Origin of the sequence: Chryseobacterium caseinilyticum (assembly GCF_014837145.1) — a bacterium.
Classification (GTDB): Bacteria; Bacteroidota; Bacteroidia; order Flavobacteriales; family Weeksellaceae; genus Chryseobacterium; species Chryseobacterium caseinilyticum.
In genome coordinates this window covers 116,874-137,509 of sequence record NZ_JACYFS010000003.1, presented here as the reverse complement: position 1 = coordinate 137,509, position 20,636 = coordinate 116,874, and the positions used below count along the sequence as shown (strand labels likewise).

At 37.3% G+C, this 20,636-nt stretch carries 20 protein-coding genes; 9 read left to right on the top strand and 11 right to left on the bottom strand.

Going from position 1 to position 20,636, the window contains the following annotated elements; all coding sequences use genetic code 11:
* The first annotated feature begins 6 nt into the window (after positions 1-6).
* The 9 genes from murG to IC610_RS11185 all read left to right on the top strand — a co-directional run bounded on the left by murG (position 7) and on the right by IC610_RS11185 (position 10,775).
* A complete protein-coding gene (gene murG / locus IC610_RS11225) occupies positions 7-1,104 on the top strand; it encodes an undecaprenyldiphospho-muramoylpentapeptide beta-N-acetylglucosaminyltransferase (RefSeq protein WP_191736940.1) in 1,098 nt (365 codons plus the stop codon).
* Entirely contained in the window at positions 1,104-1,766 is a 663-nt protein-coding gene (locus tag IC610_RS11220) for a hypothetical protein (protein WP_191736939.1), read from the top strand. Before murG ends, IC610_RS11220 begins: the two co-directional genes overlap by 1 nt.
* A gap of 186 nt (positions 1,767-1,952) precedes the next feature.
* Positions 1,953-3,326 carry a UDP-N-acetylmuramate--L-alanine ligase gene (gene murC / locus IC610_RS11215; RefSeq protein ID WP_191736938.1) on the top strand — a complete coding sequence of 458 codons (1,374 nt, stop codon included), beginning with the start codon at positions 1,953-1,955 and terminating at the stop codon, positions 3,324-3,326.
* Positions 3,327-3,367: 41 nt separating this feature from the next.
* Complete coding sequence (locus IC610_RS11210; RefSeq protein ID WP_191736937.1) at positions 3,368-4,333, top strand: cell division protein FtsQ/DivIB; 966 nt, start codon at positions 3,368-3,370, stop codon at positions 4,331-4,333.
* Positions 4,334-4,390: 57 nt separating this feature from the next.
* Positions 4,391-5,791 (top strand): cell division protein FtsA, encoded by a 1,401-nt coding sequence (gene ftsA, locus IC610_RS11205; protein ID WP_191736936.1) that lies wholly within the window; start codon positions 4,391-4,393, stop codon positions 5,789-5,791.
* 82 nt (positions 5,792-5,873) lie between these two features.
* Positions 5,874-7,784 (top strand): cell division protein FtsZ, encoded by a 1,911-nt coding sequence (gene ftsZ / locus IC610_RS11200; protein WP_191736935.1) that lies wholly within the window; start codon positions 5,874-5,876, stop codon positions 7,782-7,784.
* A gap of 115 nt (positions 7,785-7,899) precedes the next feature.
* Positions 7,900-8,346, top strand: coding sequence for a GatB/YqeY domain-containing protein (locus IC610_RS11195; protein ID WP_191736934.1), 447 nt, complete (start codon positions 7,900-7,902; stop codon positions 8,344-8,346).
* Between the two features lie 404 nt (positions 8,347-8,750).
* Complete coding sequence (locus IC610_RS11190; protein ID WP_056082874.1) at positions 8,751-9,161, top strand: BrxA/BrxB family bacilliredoxin; 411 nt, start codon at positions 8,751-8,753, stop codon at positions 9,159-9,161.
* A gap of 99 nt (positions 9,162-9,260) precedes the next feature.
* Positions 9,261-10,775 carry a GH3 auxin-responsive promoter family protein gene (locus tag IC610_RS11185; protein WP_056082866.1) on the top strand — a complete coding sequence of 505 codons (1,515 nt, stop codon included), beginning with the start codon at positions 9,261-9,263 and terminating at the stop codon, positions 10,773-10,775.
* 52 nt (positions 10,776-10,827) lie between these two features.
* Here the strand turns inward: IC610_RS11185 and IC610_RS11180 are convergent, their stop codons facing one another.
* From IC610_RS11180 to IC610_RS11130, 11 genes are all read right to left on the bottom strand, one after another.
* On the bottom strand, positions 10,828-11,202 hold the full coding sequence (locus IC610_RS11180; RefSeq protein ID WP_056082862.1) for a hypothetical protein: 375 nt from the start codon (positions 11,200-11,202) through the stop codon (positions 10,828-10,830).
* Between the two features lie 9 nt (positions 11,203-11,211).
* Positions 11,212-11,553: a hypothetical protein gene (locus tag IC610_RS11175; RefSeq protein WP_191736933.1), complete on the bottom strand. Its 342-nt coding sequence runs from the start codon at positions 11,551-11,553 to the stop codon at positions 11,212-11,214.
* 44 nt (positions 11,554-11,597) lie between these two features.
* Positions 11,598-12,590: an endonuclease/exonuclease/phosphatase family protein gene (locus tag IC610_RS11170; protein ID WP_191736932.1), complete on the bottom strand. Its 993-nt coding sequence runs from the start codon at positions 12,588-12,590 to the stop codon at positions 11,598-11,600.
* Between the two features lie 6 nt (positions 12,591-12,596).
* The gene (locus IC610_RS11165; RefSeq protein ID WP_191736931.1) at positions 12,597-13,355 is read right to left on the bottom strand and encodes a rhomboid family intramembrane serine protease; all 759 of its coding nucleotides are present in this window, start codon (positions 13,353-13,355) and stop codon (positions 12,597-12,599) included.
* 4 nt (positions 13,356-13,359) lie between these two features.
* The gene (gene mutL / locus IC610_RS11160; protein ID WP_191736930.1) at positions 13,360-15,135 is read right to left on the bottom strand and encodes a DNA mismatch repair endonuclease MutL; all 1,776 of its coding nucleotides are present in this window, start codon (positions 15,133-15,135) and stop codon (positions 13,360-13,362) included.
* Positions 15,136-15,327: 192 nt separating this feature from the next.
* The gene (locus IC610_RS11155; protein WP_191736929.1) at positions 15,328-16,446 is read right to left on the bottom strand and encodes a T9SS type A sorting domain-containing protein; all 1,119 of its coding nucleotides are present in this window, start codon (positions 16,444-16,446) and stop codon (positions 15,328-15,330) included.
* Entirely contained in the window at positions 16,343-16,726 is a 384-nt protein-coding gene (locus IC610_RS11150; RefSeq protein WP_191736928.1) for a hypothetical protein, read from the bottom strand. The genes IC610_RS11155 and IC610_RS11150 overlap by 104 nt, the downstream gene beginning before the upstream one ends.
* Before the next feature lie 163 nt (positions 16,727-16,889).
* A complete protein-coding gene (locus IC610_RS11145; protein ID WP_056082843.1) occupies positions 16,890-17,744 on the bottom strand; it encodes a YoaK family protein in 855 nt (284 codons plus the stop codon).
* A 31-nt stretch (positions 17,745-17,775) separates the two neighbouring features.
* Positions 17,776-18,273, bottom strand: coding sequence for a hypothetical protein (locus IC610_RS11140; protein WP_191736927.1), 498 nt, complete (start codon positions 18,271-18,273; stop codon positions 17,776-17,778).
* A 132-nt stretch (positions 18,274-18,405) separates the two neighbouring features.
* Positions 18,406-19,818 carry a HAMP domain-containing sensor histidine kinase gene (locus IC610_RS11135; RefSeq protein ID WP_191736926.1) on the bottom strand — a complete coding sequence of 471 codons (1,413 nt, stop codon included), beginning with the start codon at positions 19,816-19,818 and terminating at the stop codon, positions 18,406-18,408.
* Between the two features lie 4 nt (positions 19,819-19,822).
* A complete protein-coding gene (locus tag IC610_RS11130) occupies positions 19,823-20,530 on the bottom strand; it encodes a response regulator transcription factor (protein WP_191736925.1) in 708 nt (235 codons plus the stop codon).
* Positions 20,531-20,636: the final 106 nt, after the last annotated feature.

Below are 20,636 nucleotides of genomic sequence, written 5' to 3'. Positions count from 1 at the left end.
TTTAAAATGAACAGGACATTAAAAATTCTAATGAGCGGCGGCGGAACAGGAGGACACATCTTCCCGGCAATCGCTATTGCAGATGAAATCAAAAAAAGATTTCCTGATGCAGAATTTTTGTTCATCGGTGCCAACGGAAAAATGGAAATGGAGAAAGTTCCGCAGGCAGGTTATAAAATAGAAGGTTTAAACATCGCAGGTTTCGACAGGGGAAATCTGATGAAAAATATAGGATTACCATTCAAACTCATTTCAAGTCTGATAAGAGCAAGAAAAATTATTAAAGAATTTAAACCTGATTTTGCTGTGGGAACGGGAGGTTTTGCAAGCGGACCTGCCTTATTTATGGCAGCGAAAATGGGAATTTCCACTTTTATTCAGGAGCAGAATTCTTTACCTGGAAAGACCAATACGGCCAACAGTAAAAAGGCGAAAGCAATTTTTACAGCCTATCCAAATATGGAGAAGTTTTTCAATGGAACTAAAACTTACTTCCTTGGAAATCCTGTCCGTCACAATGTAATTTCGAATTTGACGGACTCTGCAAGTGCAAAGGAAAAATTAGGTTTAGACAAAAATAAATTAACGATTCTTTCAGTTGGAGGATCTCAGGGTTCAAGAACTCTAAACAATGGCTGGAAAGACAATTTAGAAAACCTGAAAGAAAAAGGTTATCAATTGATTTGGCAAACTGGGAAATTGGACTTTGCGGAGATAACTTCCAGCCTCCAGCCTCCAGCTTCCATCCAAATTAAGGAGTTTATCTCAGATATGGCAACCGCCTATTCTGCAGCAGACGTGATCGTTTCCAGAGCAGGAGCAATTGCGATTTCAGAACTGGCGATGGCAAAAAAGCCCGTGATATTGCTTCCGTTACCAACTGCCGCAGAAGATCATCAAACTAAAAATGCGATGAATCTTGTTGAAAAAAACGCAGCACGAATGGTTAAAGATGTTGAAATGAAAGATAAATTTTGGAATACGCTTTCAGAAATCTGCGAAAACGAAAATGTAAGAAAAGAAATGTCAGACAATCTTAAATATTTTGCCAAACCCAATGCGGCGAAAGAGATTGTGGATGAGATATTTAAAATAATAAAGTAATGATAAAAGGACTTTCAACATATCGAAAATTCATTTATGAAGATGATGCTTTAGAATTAATGGAAATTCTGAAACAGAACCATATTACTTACGAATTGGTTAATAATTCGTCTCAGTTAGATTCTAATTTTGGAGGAGACATAAATACAAAACAGTTTGAGCTAAAAATTCACAGAGAAGATTTTGTTATAGCTGAAAATCTGGAAGAAGAGCTACTTAAAAATGAAATAGAAAATGTAGCGGAAGATTATCATTTGTTTGATTATTCTGATGAAGAATTGGTTGAGATCGTTACAAAAAAAGAAGAGTGGAACAAATTTGATTATTTACTAGCTCAAAAAATATTAAAGCAACGGGGGAAAGAAATTAATCCGGAGCTTTTAAAGATCATTAATAAGCAAAGAATTGAAAACCTTGCAACAGAAGAAGTAAGCCCTACATGGCTGATTATCATTGGATATGTATGTGCAATTCTTGGTGGACTTTTTGGGGTTTTTATTGGTGCTTATTTAATGTACTACAAAAAAGCAATGCCAAATGGTGGTAGAATGTACGGTTTTAGTAGAAAAGACAGAAGCCATGGACAAAATATTCTGATTATTTCAGGTATAGCGTTTTTATTTTGGATAGTAGTCAGACTTTTCAATTATAAAAATTATTAATAAAAATAATTATAAACGAATTAAACGTGTTGTTCTGATTAAATTGAGCAATTGAAGAATCTAAGTTGAGATTCCTCGTTCCTCGGAATGACAAAATGATGTTTAAAAATAGTAAAATATAAGAGACAGAATAAGAGAAGGTTAAGCAATTTAAAATCTCAAAATTCAAATCTCAAATTAAAAAAAATGAACAAATTAGAAACATATCAGAATTTTTACTTCGTCGGTATCGGAGGTATCGGGATGAGTGCTTTGGCGCGCTACTTCCATGCTTCGGGGAAGAATGTTTTGGGTTATGATAAAACGAACACAAAACTGACGCAGTTGCTGATGAGCGAAGGAATTGATATTGTTTTTGAAGATGTGATTGATGAAAAAATTACGTCACTTCAGAAAGAAAATACATTGGTGATCTATACTCCGGCAATCAAAAAGCTGGGGATTTTAGATTATTTTAATGAAAATGATTTTAAAGTAAAAAAGAGAGCAAAAGTTTTAGGTTTAATTACCGAAAACACCGACTGCATCGCTGTTGCAGGAACTCACGGAAAGACAACAACGTCAACCCTGGTTTCGCATTTGTGCAAGGAAGCAGATTTGCCGTTTTCATGTTTCTTAGGTGGAATTTCTGAGAATTTTAAATCGAATTTCCTGTTTAACGGAACAGAATTTTCTGTGGTGGAGGCCGATGAATACGACAGAAGTTTCCTGAACCTTTCTCCGGACTGGGCGGTAATTACTTCCACTGATGCAGATCATTTGGATATTTACGGAGACAAAAATACCATCGAAGAGGGTTTCAGACAGTTTGCGGCATTGGTCCCGGATGACCAACAGCTTTTTATTAGAAAAGGAATTGAGATCGGCAGAGCACACAAAACATATGCCGTCAACGAAGAAGCTGACTATTACTCAGACAATCTCCGAATGGATTATGATAAAATCTATTTCGATTTTCATGCACCAGCAAACGATGGTCACTCTGAGCTTATCGAAGAGTTTGTCTGGGACGTTCCTGGAATTCACAATGTAGAAAATGCAACGGTTGCTTTGGCAATTCTGCATAATCTGGGAGTTGATTTTGAAACGTTGAAGAAGGCGATTGCCAGTTTTAAAGGTATAAAAAGAAGATATACAAAACATATTTATCCGAGCGGTAAAATTTATATTGACGATTACGCGCACCATCCGACAGAGATCAATGCTGTCGTAGGTTCAATAAAAACGTTTTATCCTGATAAAAAATTATTGGTGGTTTTTCAGCCACATTTATTCAGCAGAACGAGAGATTTTGTGGATGGATTTGCTGAAAGTCTAAGCAATTCTGAAGAGTTGATTTTGCTCGACATCTATCCGGCAAGAGAGCTTCAGGAAAATTTTGAAGGAATTACTTCAGATTGGTTATTAGAAAAAGTGACTTTAGATAAAAAGGAAATTTCAAATTTATCCGAAGCCTTTGATAAAATTAAAGATAAAGAATTTGACATCTTGCTTACGGTGGGTGCGGGAAATATTGATACGCTGTACGACCCGATTTGTGAATGGTTGAGTAAAAATTAAAATAAAACAGTATGAAGTCCCTTTTGGGGATTTAGGGGATTATGAAAAACAAATACAGAATTTTAAAAATTGCCATCACAGTAATCATTCTTGGTTTCCTGCTGAGTTTCTCTTTGAAGAAATTTAGCGGTCAGAAGATTACAGATGAGAAAATTTCTGTAAAAATGAATGAGAAAACGCCGGTTTATTTTATTGATGAGAAAGATATTAAACAGATTGTCATTAAAGAAAACCCGTCTGGCAAAGTGGGAGATTTGAATATTCCTGAACTGGAAAAGAAAATCAACGCCCTTCCTGCTGTAGACAGCGCCAATGTATATTTAAATTTAAACGGAAAACTTCATTTGGATATCAAACAGAGAGTTCCAGTTTTCAGGTTAAATTACAATGGAAAAGATTTCTATGTGGACGAAAAAGGAACTGAATTTCCAATTTCAAAAACGTATTCCCATTCATGCATGTTGGTTACCGGAGATGTAAAAAAAGAGGAATATGAAAAACTGGGTGAGTTGGTTTCCAAAATTGATAAAGACGATTTCAGTAAAAAATATTTTATTGGGATTTCAAAAAATAAAGACAGCTACAATCTTCTGACGAGCGAAGGAATTTATAAAGTTGAAATTGGAGATTTAGACAATATTGAATTTAAAGTGAAAGGATTTAAAACCTTCGTGGAAAAATTTCTGGTGTTTCAGGACTCGCAGAAGTACAGTATGGTGTCCGTAAAATATGATAATCAGATTGTAACAACTCTGAATCCCTATTTTAAAGAAAACGACAGTATACTGAAAGCTGGGCATAAAGATTTGGCTAAAACTCCGGTTGCAGCAGCTCCAATAAAAAAAGAGGAAGTAAAAGCTAAAACAGCTGAGAAAAAAACAGTTTCAGCAAAACCTAAAGAGTCGGTGAAGCCAAAAACTGCTGTAAAACCAAAGGAGAAAAAGAAAACTCCCGAAAAGAAACCGTCAGTAAGGCCGAAAACAAAAGCAAAAGTAAAAATAGAATAAACAGAAGGTTGCACCTTTTAAATTAAATAAGTAATAAAATCAAATCGATATAACACAATGGAAAATCAAGAGTATTCAGTAGGTCTTGACATTGGGACAACCAAGATTGTCGCCATTGTAGGACGCAGGAATGCCCACGGGAAAATAGAAATTCTCGGAGTGGGGAAGGCTAAAAGTCTTGGTGTACACAAAGGTATTGTGAATAACATTTCGCAGACTATTAATTCAATCAAAGCAGCTGTGTCTGAGGCACAGTCGAGTGCAGGAGTGCCTATCCGCAAAGTTACGGTGGGGATTGCGGGTAAACACATCCGTTCGCTTCAGCATTCAGATTATATTATGCGTGAACATCCGGACAAATTCATCACAGATGATGATATTGAAGCATTAAAAGATCAGGTGAAAAAACTGGTAATGCTTCCGGGAGAAGAAATTATCCACGTACTTCCTCAGGAATACAAAGTGGATTCTGAAGGTGAAATTCAGGAACCTATTGGTATGCACGGAAGCCGTCTGGAAGCCAAATTCCACGTTGTTGTGGGGCAGATGGGAAGCATCAGAAACATCGCAAGATGCGTTCGTGAAGCAGGTCTTGAAATGGAGGCGCTAACTTTGGAACCTTTGGCATCTTCTGAAGCCGTTTTAACGAAGGAAGAAAAAGAGGCAGGCGTTGCCATTGTAGACATCGGTGGTGGTACTACAGATATTGCAATCTTCAAAGACAGCATTATCCGTCATACCTGCGTTATTCCTTACGGTGGCGGAATTATCACTGAAGACATCAAAGAAGGATGTTCAATTATTGAAAAACATGCCGAGCAGCTGAAAGTGAAATTCGGTTCTGCAGTGCCTGAGCTTGAAAAAGACAGTACTTATGTTACGATTCCGGGACTTCACGGAAGACCGGATAAAGAAATTTCTCTCAAAACATTAGCACAGATCATCAATGCAAGAGTGGAAGAAATTTTGGATCTTGTAAATACAGAATTAAAGGCTTACGGCGCATTCGATCAGAAGAAAAAACTGATCGCAGGAATTGTTCTGACAGGTGGTGGTTCAAACCTGAAACACCTTCGTCAGTTAGCCAATTATACCACAGGTTTCGACAGCAGAATTGGTTTTGCAAATGAGTATGTGGCAAACGATAAAAATCAGTATCTTAAAGGACCGGAATTTGCAACCTCGATCGGTTTGCTGATGGAAAGTTTAAAGATCAGGGATAAAAAATCCAATCTTCCCGAAGAGGAAATTATTGTTGAAGAACCAAAAGCAAAAGTGCAGAACGATACGGTTGCAGCAGCTGATAACGAAGCGAACAATGCTCCTGTACAAACAGAGCAGCCAATGTATCTTCCGCCATCTGAGATAGAATCTCCAACTGCAAAAAGACTTGCTAAGCCCACTTTCGGACAGTCTTTAATGGAAAAGGTTAAAAAATTCTTTGAGGAAGTAGAGTAAAAAAAATATAAATGATGAATGATCGGCGATAAATGATGTATCCGGGATCATTAATCAAAAATCAATTGTTAAAAATATAGATATGGAAAATATAGGAACACAGGGATTTTCATTTGATTTACCAAAGGGAAATTCGTCAATCATAAAAGTAATCGGTGTAGGTGGCGGCGGTAACAATGCCCTGAAGCACATGTACGAGAAAGGAATTCACGGTGTAGATTTCGTGATCTGCAATACCGATGCTCAGACTTTGGATAACAATCCTGTAGCCAACAAAGTACAGTTGGGAACTACCATCACAGAAGGTCTTGGTGCGGGTGCAGATCCTGAAGTAGGAGAAAAATCTGCAATTGAAAGCATTGAAGACATCAAAGCTGCAATGGGTCAGAATACCAAAATGGTCTTCATCACTGCCGGAATGGGCGGTGGTACGGGTACCGGTGCAGCTCCTGTTATTGCAAAAGTGGCAAAAGACATGGGAATCCTTACCGTAGGAATCGTAACCGTGCCTTTCAGCTTTGAAGGAAAAAGAAGACTGGATCAGGCAGAACTGGGTCTTGAAAAATTAAGAAATAACGTTGATTCACTTATTGTCATCAACAATGATAAATTAAGACAGCAGTTCGGAAATTTAGGTTTCAAACAGGGATTCTCAAAAGCCGATGAAGTGTTAACCAACGCTGCAAAAGGGATGGCAGAAGTTATTACAGGTTATTTTGATGTAAACATTGACTTCCGTGATGCTAAATCTGTACTTCAGAATTCAGGTACAGCTTTGATGTCTACCGGTATGGCTTCAGGCGAAAACAAAGCTGAGGAAGCTGTGAAAAAAGCTTTAGACTCTCCGCTATTGAACGACAACAAAATTACAGGTGCAAGAAACGTGTTATTGTTGATCAGAAGTGGTGTGGAAGAAGCTACAATGGACGAAATCGGAATCATCATGGATTATATCCAGAAAGAAGCGGGTCACACAGCCGATATCATCTTCGGTGTTGGTGCAGATGAAGAATTGGGCGATGCAGTAAGTGTATTGGTGATTGCTACAGGTTTTTCCAACGACAACCAAAAATTTTCCGGACCAACTGAGAAAATCAGAATCGGTTTGAATGATACTTTGGAAACACCTAAAGCTTCTCCATTTAAAACTAAGGAAGAGAGAGAAACTACGCCAGAACAGGGTTATGATTTTGGAGGAAAAAATCTTTTCAGATTGGATGATGAAGAGCAGGATTTGCCGCAATTTAAATTGCTGTCTTCTGAAAAAAAAATGATTATTGAGGAGGATGAAGTGGAAACTGCAATCAAATTCTCTGACAGAGAGGAAGATACGGCAGATGGTTTTACACACAGCTGGAAAAACGATGAGCCGGCACGCGATGAAAGCGTAAATCTGTTTACTTTCGAAGAAGATCCAAATGATTTGGAAATTCAGTCTTTCTCATTTGATTTTGAAAATAAAAAAGAGGAACCGAAACACGATAACTTCAGCAACAGTTTTACTCAGGAAAAGCCTGTAGAATTTAATTTTACTGTGAACGAACCTGTTTCTGAGCCAAAATATGATTTCGGACAACCGAAAAATGAAGTTGAAGTTTCAGTAATTGAGAAAACAACAGAAGAAACAACACACAAAGTTGAGACTTTTTATCACACTCCAGAGCAGCCAAAAACTGAAGAGCAGCAGGTTTTTGAAAAAAGAGTGGAAACAGAAACAACAAGACATACAGAATCTGAATTTTCTTTTGTAAATAAACCTGCAGACCAGGAAAAAGTATTGGAAAGAAGAAACAAGCTGAAAGAATTCAATTCCCGCTACCAAAGTTTTGATAAGCAGGATGATTTTGAAACAATACCGGCTTTCAAAAGAAAAAATATCTCAATCGACGGTGCCAACGCATCAGACCAGAACATCCACAGTTTTATGTCTGAAAACAACGAAGGCTCTATCCAGATCAGAGAAAACAGATTTTTAAATAAAGATGTAGATTAAATTAATGTAACAATGTAGAAATGTACCAATGTAACAATCTCGAATTGTCATGCTGAGCTCGCCGAAGCACTTCATCGGTAAACTGTTACATTGATACATTGTTAAATTTAAAGATATGAGTTTAGAACTTACCATCAGCGAAGCGATAAAAACAGCCATGAGAGCCAAAGACAGAGTTGCTTTGGATTCTTTGAGAGCTGTGAAATCGCAGATATTATTACTGAAAACAGAAGCTTTGGGAGCCGAAGTTTCTCCGGAGCAGGAAATTGCTATTCTTCAGAGAATGGTGAAACAGCGTAAGGATTCTTACGATCAGTTCATGGCTCAGGGCAGAAACGATCTTGCCGAAGTGGAAGATGCTCAGATGAAAGTAATCGAGCAGTATTTGCCAAAACAGTTATCTAATGAAGAACTGGAAGCTGAAATAAAGGCAATCATTGCCGAAACAGGCGCTGAATCTATGAAAGATTTAGGAAAAGTAATGGGAACAGCCTCAAAAAATCTCGCCGGAAAATCAGACGGAAAAAGCATTTCCGAGATGGCGAAGAAGCTGCTTTCTTAAACATGACTGATTAGTGATAATTGATGTTTGATATCATTCATCAATCACAGATCATCATTTATATTATTGGATATTCAACCTTTGCATATCGATTTGATTAAAGAAGCCCGGAAATTTATTTTCGGGCTTCATTTTGTTTGAAACTAAAACTTCAAATGTAATAGTTAGAGGGAAGTTTATTATTTGAAATATAGTTTACGTGAATAAATAATTCTCAAGAATCAATTTTCTTTCATGTAAAATCGGTTTTAGAATCTGTTCAAATTTAACAAAAATTTATGAATAAACAAATTGTATTGATTTTTTATCAATATTGTTTTTTGTCAAGTATTGAAATAGTTTTTATAAATCAATTAAAAAATATAATTATCGTAAATTTGGGTCGAATTTAAAAATGAATTAATATGTATCCACAGGATTTAGTAATGCCGATGAAGGCAGAGCTTACAGATAAAGGCTTTGAAAATTTAGATACACCTACAGCAGTAGAAACTGCGCTGAAGCAGTCAGGAACTACACTTTTGGTAATCAATTCTGTTTGTGGCTGTGCAGCTGGTGCTGCAAGACCTGGAGTTGTGTACTCTTTAACAGGAGAAAAAAAGCCGGATCATTTAACTACTGTTTTTGCAGGTTTTGATGTAGATGCAGTATCAGAAGCCAGAAAACATCTGGCACCATTCCCTCCAAGCTCACCTTGCGTAGCACTTTTCAAAGATGGAGAATTGGTACACATGCTTGAAAGACACCACATCGAAGGAAATCCTGCGGGAGCCATCGCTGCCAATCTTCAGGCTGCTTACGACGAGTATTGTTAGTAATATTTTTAATAATCTCAAGACCGCTGTACTTTTGTGCAGCGGTTTTTTTATACCCAACTATTTCCTGCATATCAAAGAATTGTTATATTTGTTGTAATGGCAACGAAAGCACTTTTCAATACGGTGGTCAATTGGTTTATCAAGCAGAGGATAGACCAGATACAGCATTTCATCGATCATCCGATAGATACTCAGAAAGGGATTCTCTTCTCGCAGCTTTTTCACGCGGAAGACACCGAGTACGGGAAAAAATATGGCTTCAACTCCATTTCCAGTTATCAGGATTTTAAAAATAAAGTGCCGGTGGTTTGTTATGAAGATTTTGAACCTTACATTGAAAAGGCAAGGCAGGGACAGAAAGACGTCAGCTGGCCCGGCTACATCAAGCATTTTGCAAAATCTTCGGGAACGACAAATGCGAAAAGCAAATTCATCCCGATCTCAGCAGAAAGTCTTGAATATTGCCACATGAAAGCAGGAAAAGACATGGTTTCCATCTACGCCAACAACCATCCGGAAAACCAGCTTTTTACCAATAAAAATCTTAGACTGGGTGGCAGTTCTGAACTGTATGCTGACTTTAATACCAAGTTCGGTGATCTTTCAGCCATAATCATCGATAATCTGCCTTTTTGGGTAGAAATTACAACTATTCCCAATAAAAAAGTTTCTCTGATGTCTGAATGGGAATCCAAACTTCAGGCAATCGTTTCTCAGGTGAAAAATGAAGATGTCGGAAGTATTCTTGGAGTTCCAAGCTGGATGATGGTACTTCTGCAAAGGGTTTTAAAAGAAACTGAAGCAGGAAGTATTTCTCAGCTCTGGCCCAACCTTGAAGTGTTTTTCCATGGTGGAATTAGTTTTAAACCTTACCGTGAGCAGTATCAGGGAATTATTGGTAAAAAAATAAATTACTACGAAATTTACAACGCTTCTGAAGGTTTTTTCGGCATTCAGGACAGATCAGACAGCGACGAAATGCTTCTGATGCTCGATTACGGGATTTTTTACGAGTTTATCCCGATGGATCAGTTTCATCTTTCCAACCCGAAAGTCGTTTGTCTGGAAGAAGTTGAGAAAGGAAAGAATTACGCGATGGTCATCACTACCAATGGCGGTCTGTGGCGTTATCTGATCGGTGATACCGTGGTTTTTACATCTACGGATCCTTTCAGAATAAAAATTACGGGTAGAACCAAACATTACATCAATGCCTTTGGCGAAGAGTTAATGATCAATAATGTAGATGCTGCTCTGGCAAAAGCATGTGAGTGTACGCAGGCAAGTATTGCGGAATTTACGGGCGCTCCGGTTTTTATGAAAGAAAACGAAAGCGGTGCCCATGAGTGGATTTTTGAGTTCAACAAACATCCTGAAAATCTGGATGCGTTTGTGGATCATTTTGATCAGCACCTAAAATCTGTAAACTCCGATTACGAGGCAAAAAGATACAATAACATCACCCTGAAACGGCCTGTGGTTCACATTGCCAAACCCAATCTTTTCTATCTTTGGTTAGAGTCTAAAGGAAAACTTGGCGGACAGAACAAAGTCCCGCGACTCAGCAACGACCGTGAATATATTGATGTCCTTTTAGAATTAAATAAATAAAAAAAACCGCAGGAAATCATTTCTGCGGTTTCATTTTTTAGGATTTGATTTGTTATTTATTCAAATCTTCCTTCAGTTTTTTTGCGCCTTCTTCAATTTTTCCGGCACCTTTTGCTGCTGCTTCTTTAATGTCTTTACCGGCTTCGTTCAAATCTTTTTTTGTTTTTTCAGCGGTCGCGTCAATTTTCTGTTTTGCTGCGTCAGCTTTAGTGTCGATTTCGCTCGTTGCTTTATCAATCTTGCTGTTGATGTCGTTTTTAGCTTTGTTTACATCTGAACTGTCAACGATTCCTGAAGTGTTGGTAGTTGTGGTAACCGTAGTTGTAGAACCGTCCGGATTTTCAATGGTTTCTGTTTTCGATGTTGATTTTTCACAGGCAGTCATTAAACCTAAACATGCTGCTGCAATAATGATATTCTTTTTCATAAGTTGATTTTATTGATTTTTTTGTTCTTTGTCTTTATTGTTTTCAGAAGATTTTTTCTTTTCTTCTTCGGCTTTCTTTTTATTTTCTTTTTCCAGTTCTTCAGTGATTTTTTTCTCCTGCTCCTGAAGTTTGACTGCTGCTTTTACAGAATCCTGATACCTTTGAGAAGACATTCTGATCTGTCGCATAACATCCACTGAAGTAGCACCAGCAGAAAAAGAATCTATCGCAGTAGTGTCATAAGTTGCTCTGCTTTCGTCAACTGCGGCCACTGCGGAGTTATCAGGCTTTTTACTGCAAGACAGTCCTGTTATAGACAGGCAGACAATTCCAAAGATAAAATTTTTCATAGAGATTCTTTTTTGAGAAGCAATTTATTTGCCACAATTTCAATTTAATTTGAAAATTTTAAGACAGCCGAAACAGGATAATGATCTGAAATTTTAACGGAATGATCCACCTGATAAGAAACAGGCTCTACCGATTCTGATGAAAAAATATAGTCTAAACGCAGCGGATATTTGTAATCATGAAAACTGGTAGCACTTCCTTTTCCCACTTTTACAAAGGCATCCTGAAGGTTTTTGCCTAAATGATAATATTCGTATGAATTGGGAACTGCATTAAAATCTCCAGTCATAATGACGGGGTAGGGCGAGCTATCTACATATTTTCGGATCATGTCAATCTGATCCTGATGCATTTTGAAAGTAGGGACAAGTTTTTTTACGATATTTTTTACTTTAGTCTCATCTTCAGCGCTGTTGCCGTTAAGCTTTACCATGCTTTTGTTGAACTTAAAAGGCTGAAGGTAAACATTCATCACTCGCACTGTTTTACTGTCGATTTTAAGATCTGTGTAATCAGCGAATGCATTGAAATCTTCACTGTAGAGACCTTCAAAAATCTCTTTGTAGCCTACAATTTCATATTTTGAATAGAGCGAACTGAGCGGTCTTTCTTTAGCTTTTTTTAAACCTGTAAACTGATAATCAAGATTGCCGTCTTCCTGCAGTAAAACTATATCTGCACCTTTTGCGTTGACGTAGTCTTCAATTTCTTTTTTACCAAATTTTCCTCCTTTTGTATTAAAAGTGATAATTTTCAAATCACCTTTTTCCTTTTTAGAACTGTAATTAACCCATCTTTGAGTGGCAGAAAAGAAAAACAGTCCGAAAATCATAAAAACAAACGCCCTTTTTTTCCACATAAAAATCCAGACTACAGTCAGTAAACAGTAAACTGAAATAAGGACCGGAAATGCCAGAGATAAAATATTAAACCAGGGAAAAATCCTCGGCGGAATGTACGCATTCAGCAGAACGCCAAATAGCAGACAAAGAATCCCAAGATGAACGATCAGCAGAACAATCCTTACAATTTTCATAATTTTTTAATTGAAACGGTAAAGATGTTTTTTCCAGATTTTAGCCAAAATAAAACCTACAATTGCACCGCCAACGTGAGCTAAATGAGCGATACCGCCACCACTTCCAGTGACACCTAAATAAATTGAACCAATCACAACAATTGGAAGAACGTATTTTACTTTTACGGGGATTGGAATAAACATAATGCCTATTTTCGCATCAGGGTAGAGCGTTGCAAAAGCAGCAATAACCCCAAAGATTGCGCCGGAAGCTCCCAACATTGGATTCGAAACTATAGATTTTAGTTTTTCAAGCAATTCTTTCTGTTCAAAAACGAGAGCTGAATCGCCTTTAATTTGTACTGAATTTCCATTGAGATAACTGTTAACATCAAAACCGAAGTTTTCGAGACCAGATTTTATTTGTTCAACCTCAATAAAGTTCCAAAGATTAAATAAGAAAAATGCACCAAGCCCGCTTAAAAAATAAAGAATCAGATATTTTTTATCTCCTAAACTTTGTTCTAAAATAGGACCGAAGCTGAATAAAGTAAACATGTTAAATAAAATGTGTAAAAAACCAGACCCTTCAAGAGGCGCATGCATGAACATATGCGTTACAATTTGCCATGATCTGAAGTTGGGAGAACTCGGATAAAATGCTGACAATGAGTTGTATAATTCAGGATTTTCTAAACCATACAAAAAGAAATTTGTCACCACATAAATCACAATATTTAAAATAATCAGATTTCGTGTAATCGGCGGTATATTGTTAAACATCTATTTAAAATTTATTTTTAAAATCATTAAACGGAACCTCAAAAAAACAACGCTTCCCATTAGGCAGATACTCCGGGAAACCTAATGCGGTAAAATCTTTGATAAGCTGTTCCGCATCTTTTTTGTAAATAAAATCAAAGCGGGATTTCGACTGCATTTTAGACCATTGATTCTGGTAAAACTGCATAAATTCTTCTTCGCTTTTGTATTCTAGAATTTCAAAAAGGTTTTCCAGAAATTTCATCACCTGAGTTTCCTTCAGGCCTTCGGGTACGCTGTCTATTCTCAGCACGCTTTCATGAGCAATTTTCATGTCAAAGCCGAGTTCCGGGAGATATTTTTTTATTGAGCGGTATTTATTCTTCTCAATTTCATTCATGTGGTATTCCAGAGAGAATAAAAGTGAGTGGCTTGTAGAATTTATTTTCCGTTCAGATTTACTGTTTTCGGAGATCACAAGTCGGTGCATCCTTCCCAAATCCAGCATCAGTGTTCTGTCGCCTTTGTTAAATAGCCAATAACCGTTGGGAAGTCTCATCAGATCTTCATCAAAATCTTCATCTTCAAAAAGGTTAATTTTTGAAGGCTCGGCAGAAATATTCTGATGATACATTTCTGCAAGATTCTGCATTTCTGCTTTGGTCACCTGCTTTTCTTCAGCAAAAGGATTGTAGTCGCGGTCTACCGTAATTTCAGGCATCTTCACAGAAACATTTGCTTTGCTCGGGAAGCTTTTCTGCATCATCTGGTCAAGATGTGGATCTCTTTCAAAATCCAGACTCGGTGCGATGTTGTAAATTCCTAAAGATTTTTTGATGGTAGACCTCATTAAAGCAAAAATAAGATGCTCGTCTTCAAATTTTACCTCAGTTTTTTGAGGGTGAATATTGACATCAATTTTCTCAGGATCAATTTCAAGATAAAGAAAAAACGTCGGAATAAAACCAGGCAACAGAAGTCCGTCAAAGGCTTCCTGTACTGCTTTGTTGAAGTAGGCACTTTTAAAAAATCTTCCGTTGACGAAAAGAAACTGTTCGCCTCTTGTTTTTTTTGCTCCTTCAGGTTTAGCTACAAAACCATGAAGTTTACACCAGATAATATCTTCTTTGATGGGTATCAGTTGTGGCTGTAGTTTTCGGCCGAAAATATCAACAATTCTCTGCATCTGACTGCCTTTTCTCAACCTGAAAATGGCTTCGTCATCCTGAAAAAATGAGAACTCAAGATTTTCATGAGCCAGGGCAACTCTCTGGAACTCATCAATTACATGACGGAATTCTATATTGTTGTTTTTAAGAAACTTTCTTCTCGCAGGAACGTTGTAAAAAAGGTTTTTAACCGAAAAATTAGAACCTTCAGCGGTCTGAGTCGGTTCCTGAAACTGAAATGTTCCCCCTTCAATGTAGATGTTGGTTCCCAAAGCGGCGTCTTTCAACTTAGTTTTTAGTTCAACCTGTGCTACCGCTGCAATAGAAGCCAAAGCTTCACCGCGAAATCCTTTGGTCGCAATTTTAAAAATATCTTCGGTGCCACGGATTTTTGAAGTAGCGTGTCTTTCAAAAGCCATTCGGGCGTCGGTTTCAGACATTCCTTTGCCGTCATCCACCACCTGAATAAGATTTTTTCCGGCTTCACGGATGATAAGCTCTATTTTGGAAGCACCGGCGTCGATAGAATTTTCCAGCAGTTCCTTTACAATGGAGGCTGGCCGCTGCACGACTTCGCCTGCTGCAATCTGATTGGCTACGTGATCCGGTAAAAGCTGAATAATATCTGACATAAAATAGGAAAATCAACTTACAAAAATACTCAATCGAAATAAGAATTGAGAGTTTTAGACTTTAAATTAAGATTTAATTTTCCACAAATAAACAAAGGTCATTCCTGTTTTTGATTTTAAAAACGAAAAGATGAAAGTGAGCTTGCGAAGATTTTTTGAGATTAAAATAATTAAATTGAAATTCCATTAAAACTATTTTTTAACAAACTTAGAGTTATATATTGATTTGTCTTTTGACTCTAGTTTTATCATGTATGCGCCGTTTGGGAGGTTTGAGACGTCTATAACATTCTCTGGACTGTTTTTAGATAAAATCTTTCTCCAGCTCATATCATAAATGGTAACTTTTTCAATTGGAATGTTCAGTGCCCAGGATATTTTATCAACTGTCGGATTAGGATACAACACAATATTTGAGAAGTCTTTGTCATTTTCAGAAGTTGATAAACTGCATTGAAATACCAAAACAGGTGTTGAAGTGTGGGTATCAATTCCATTGTTCCACAGTGCCCCGTAAGCTCCCCACGCCCAAAGGGTATTGTTTGATTTTAATGCAAATACGGCACAGTTTCCTGCTGCCACTTTTACCCAGTCGGTTTCAGTACTCATTTGGATAGGAGCCAGGGATGAAACTGGGACTGAAGTTCCCGCTGATGGAACTGTGCAGGATTTTCCCCATCCCCAAAGTGTTCCGTCGCTTTTGATTCCTGCCGCATAATTTTCTCCTGCCGCAACATCTTTCCATGTGCTGATTCCGACTTGTATAGTGGGAACAATGAGCGCTCCTGATCCTGTTCCGGTGGCACCTTCCACATTGTCTCCCCATCCCCAAAGTGTATTGTTGGTTTTTAACGCCAATGTAAAGTTTCCGCTGGCAGAAGTGGAAACTTTTTTCCAGTCGCTGAAACTTCCTATTTGTGTTAATGTAGAGACGCATGCTCCTTCACCAATGTTTGGGATTCCTATAGAATATTTATTATTTTTTCCTCTTGCCCAAAGTGTTCCGTTGTTTTTTATTGCGAAGGTTTTATTTGAGCCTGCTGCTATGTCTTTCCAGTCATTATCAGGACTTAACTGAATCGGCTGAGTATAGTAATTGTTAGGGGAGGGATTGGCTGCGGTCTGACTAAGCTCGCAAGCGTTGTTGTTTCCCCATCCCCACAACGTTCCATTGGTTTTTAGTGCTAAAGTATGGGCGCTACCACTTTTAACGGCTTTCCAATCGCTGTCTGTTCCTATTTGAATTGGGGTGTAAACTGCTGTAGTTGATCCATTTCCTACTTCTCCGGAAAAAATTTCTTCCCCACGCATATATTTTTCCGTTGTTGGCTAAGGCGGTAGAATGATTTACAGAATGAGAAAGTGATGTGAAATTTGGTACTGAAGGACGAAGCCATGGTGAGTTTTGAATCTGAGTATTTCCGTTTCCCACGTGGCCGTAATGGTTTTGTCCCCATGTGTAAATATTTCCGTCGGTTGTAAAAATAGAAACGGTTGTATAATCGAATGAAATATCACTTACACAATAATTATTTTGAGAACTGGCCAAATGCCATATAATGAAAGCGAAAAAAAGATAAATTTTATTCATAAGATGTTGATTTAGTCAAATATACAAAATAAATAGTAGATTTTGAAGAGGGGTATTTGGTTTCAATTGGAGGTAAAAAAAGTTTAATAAAAAACTCCCGCCTTCAAAAATGAGGGCAGGAGTTCCAAACTAAGTATATACAATTAATGTGTTTTTGAAAATATTACATCAATTTTTCTTCAAGAACAAGTTTAGACTTTTCTTTTCTTTTTCTTGGTTTTTCTACTGCTGCACTGCCGTGCAATGCGTCATACAGTTCAGACATCAGGTTAGGGCTTTTGTAAATTTTTGAATATCTGTAATTGGTTCTGAAGTGTCTGATATTTATTTTGTAAAAATCATATCCAATCACCACAGCAAGACATGCGCTGATGACATAAAACACTCTGAATTCCAAAATATAATAGGTTAATCCGGAAAATACGGCTCCACAGACGTAGGCTAGCATAATGCTCCAGAGAAGTTTGGCCTTAGCAACCATCTCAGGGTTTTTTCTGAATCTTTTCTGTGTGAACATTGAAGTCAGGATTCCCAAATCAGTGGTAGTACCTGTAAGGTGTGTTGTTTTCACTGAAAAATTTGAGATACTTGCCGTCAGACCATTTTGTAAACCGGTTGCGAAAAGCATTATTCCGACTAACACTTCCGCTTCCTCAAGTGTCTTCTGATAATACAGCTGTCCGTAAATTCCGACTGCCATTAAACAGATTATTTCCAGAATCAATGGGATGGAATGCGCCAGATACTTGCTTTTTCTGTGAAGGTTGATCACCGAAAGATTGGATACAAAACTTCCAAAAAAGAACATGAAAATCCACAGTCCGGCTATCAGAACCTGAGACCAGTTGCCTTTACTTATTTCAGCCGCAAAGACGGCATAGTGACCCGTTACGTTGGAGGTAAACGATAGGAATATTAACAGAGAGGCAATGTTTATAGTACCTGCCACAAAGGCAGTCAGCGTTCCTAACTGTATATTTTCCTTGAGCGTTCGGCTGCTGCTATAATTCCTTAACATTTTTTAATTCTTTTAATAATTAAACCTTCATTTAAACTTCTACAAAAACTTCTGCAATTTTTCCTTTTTCAGGCATGAAGTCCGGTGTAATAACTTTGATTTCCTTTGCTTCAATTAAATCTGTCTTTTTCAGAAAAGGAACAATATCAAACTTTCCGCTGTGATTGATTTCCTTTAACGATTCAGAGTAGTAGGCTTCCTCCACATCAGCCGCTTTGAGGTACTGATCGAATGTTCTCTGGAAGTATCCTGTAAAAATGTCGCACGTAATCTTGCTTACCAGATCAGGATATTTATTTTTGATGATGCTTAAAGCTTCGCAAAACTCCGCAGATCTGATTTTGCTTAAAATTTTGCCTTTATTGTTAAACAGCAAATCTCTGATGGAATCTCCGGCGTCGTAACCTGATACCAATAAGATTTTAAACTGTCCGCTGTCGTGTGAAGAATTTTTTTCTCTTAAAACTTTCTTCATTATATTTAAAGACTCCAGCGAAAAATCGGTGGCTATTAAAATGGTCTTGCTCATAATCTGTAGATTTAGTTAGTAAAAGATTTATTTACTCTACAAAATTATGATCATGTTATTAGAAGCCTTTTGGAAAGGAATTAAAATGTAGTTAAAAGGATTAAAATGGGATTAGAATTTCAAAGAAATTTGCTAAATCTGTGTTTCCTCATTCTTTAAAGTGGTGTATAACGTAGGGAATCTAAGCTGAACTGTCGTTCCCTGATTTTCGAACGAACTCACAATCAATTCGCCGTTGTGCATTCTCACAATGTTTCTTGCCAGAGGCAATCCTATGCCGTAGCCTTCGTAATTTTTTGTATTGGATGCACGGAAAAAGGGGTCGTAGATTTTATGCATTTCAGATTCGGGAATACCGATTCCGATATCTTTGATTATGATGTAAACATCTGTATCAGTAGCTCCCAACGATACTTTTACCTGCTGGAAATTGGAATATTTACAGCCGTTATTGATAATATTGGTCACTGCAAGATGCAGCAGCTGCTCGTTACCGGAAATTTTAAGTTTTTTGGGATTGTCCGGCAGCATGCTGATGTCGAGATAAATATTGTTTCGCGCATCCATTCTTCTGATGGTTTCGATGGCATCCCAAATCAGCTGATCTATTCTTACTTTATCAATTTTCTGAATTTTACCGTCGAATCCGGTTTGGGCAATAAGAAGAAGAGCTTTTATTTTTTTGTCTAATTTTTCAGCTTCGTCCAGAATAATTTCTAAAGTTTCCTTGTACTCCTGAGCACTTCTGCTGATCGATAAAGCCACATCTGCCTCGCCCATAATCGAAGTTAGTGGCGTTCTGAGTTCATGGGAAACATTTCCAATCAAATGGTTTTGAGTTTCAAAAGAAGTTTCAAGCCTTGTGAGCATCGTGTTGAAAGTATCTACAAGTTCATTCAGTTCTTTGTTTCCCGCTTGAGGTTCGAGTCTTAAATGTAAATTTTCGGAGCTGATTTCTTTTACTTTTCCTGTGATTTTTAAGATGGGTTTAAATAAAGTTTTAGACAGATAAAACGAAAAAATCATGCTGAAAAACATTGACAGAACCATGCAGGTAATTAAAGTTCGCTTCAAGAATCCTAAATAATAAACGACGTAATGGTTTTTTGCCGATGCGATCGCAATATAACTTCTGTTGTTGTATTTAAAACTCTGCCCGATGTAATAAAACTCGTTGTCGTTGTAGTTTGCCTCACCTTTTCTGATGATATTCTTAAAAAAAGTATCAGGAATATGTACTTCAGAAGATATTTTTTTAAAATTTGAATCCTCCGGAACAGAAAAGACATAATCTCTTTCCATCGGAAGTTCTTCGTCATTCAGGCTGTTGAGAATATGATTTTCGGGAATGTCAAGTTGTTTTTTGCTCTTTTCAATCTGAACAATCGTAGTGGTTCTTATTTTTAGTAATTCGTAAAATCTTTGATGAGAAAAATTAACAATGGAATAATATACCAAACCACCAAACAGAAAAATAATGGTTGTAAAAACGACCATCAGAAGAATCATTGTTTTGGTTTGATTATTTATTACTTTGTTGAACATTTTTTTAAGCTTTTTTTAAAACATATCCCATCCCGATCACCGTGTGAATAAGTTTGTTGTCTTCCTGAGTGTCTACTTTTTTGCGGAGATAATTTACGTACACATCCACAACATTGGTTCCCATTTCGTAATTAACGCCCCAGACGGCATCGAGAATTTCTGCACGGGAAATTACTTTTTCAGGATTATTCAGAAAATAGAGGAGCAATTTGAATTCAGTAGAAGTAAGCGAAACTTCTTCTCCTGCACGGACTACTTTTTTGGTATAATCATTCAGACTGAGATCCGAAAACTGGTAAATATGTCCGTTTTGCACATCATCTTCCTCTGAATCTGACGACGAACCTTTGTTACTTCTTCTCAGAAGTGATTTTATCCTCGCAACCAGTTCGATAAATTTAAATGGTTTTACCAGATAATCGTCTCCGCCGCTTTCAAGACCGAGAACGATATTTTCAGATGTTCCGAGTGCCGTTAAAAATAATATCGGAACATGCTTATTGGTTTTTCTGATCTCTTTGCAAACTTCCAACCCATTCATTTCAGGAAGCATAATGTCTAAAATGACAAGGTCAAAATCGTTTTCCTTCACGAGTTTAGCTCCGGTGAGGCCGTCAAATGCCACCGAAATTTCGTATCCGTTTTCCTGAAGTCCTTTTTTAATGAAAGAAACTACGCTGGTTTCGTCTTCAATCAGAATTATTTTTTTCATAGAGGTTCCTGTTTCACAAAAATAGGAAATTCATTTTAGTGTTCATGCTGTGAAATAAAAAAGCACCGATGTTTTTCGGTGCCTTACTGTTTGATTTGTTAAACTT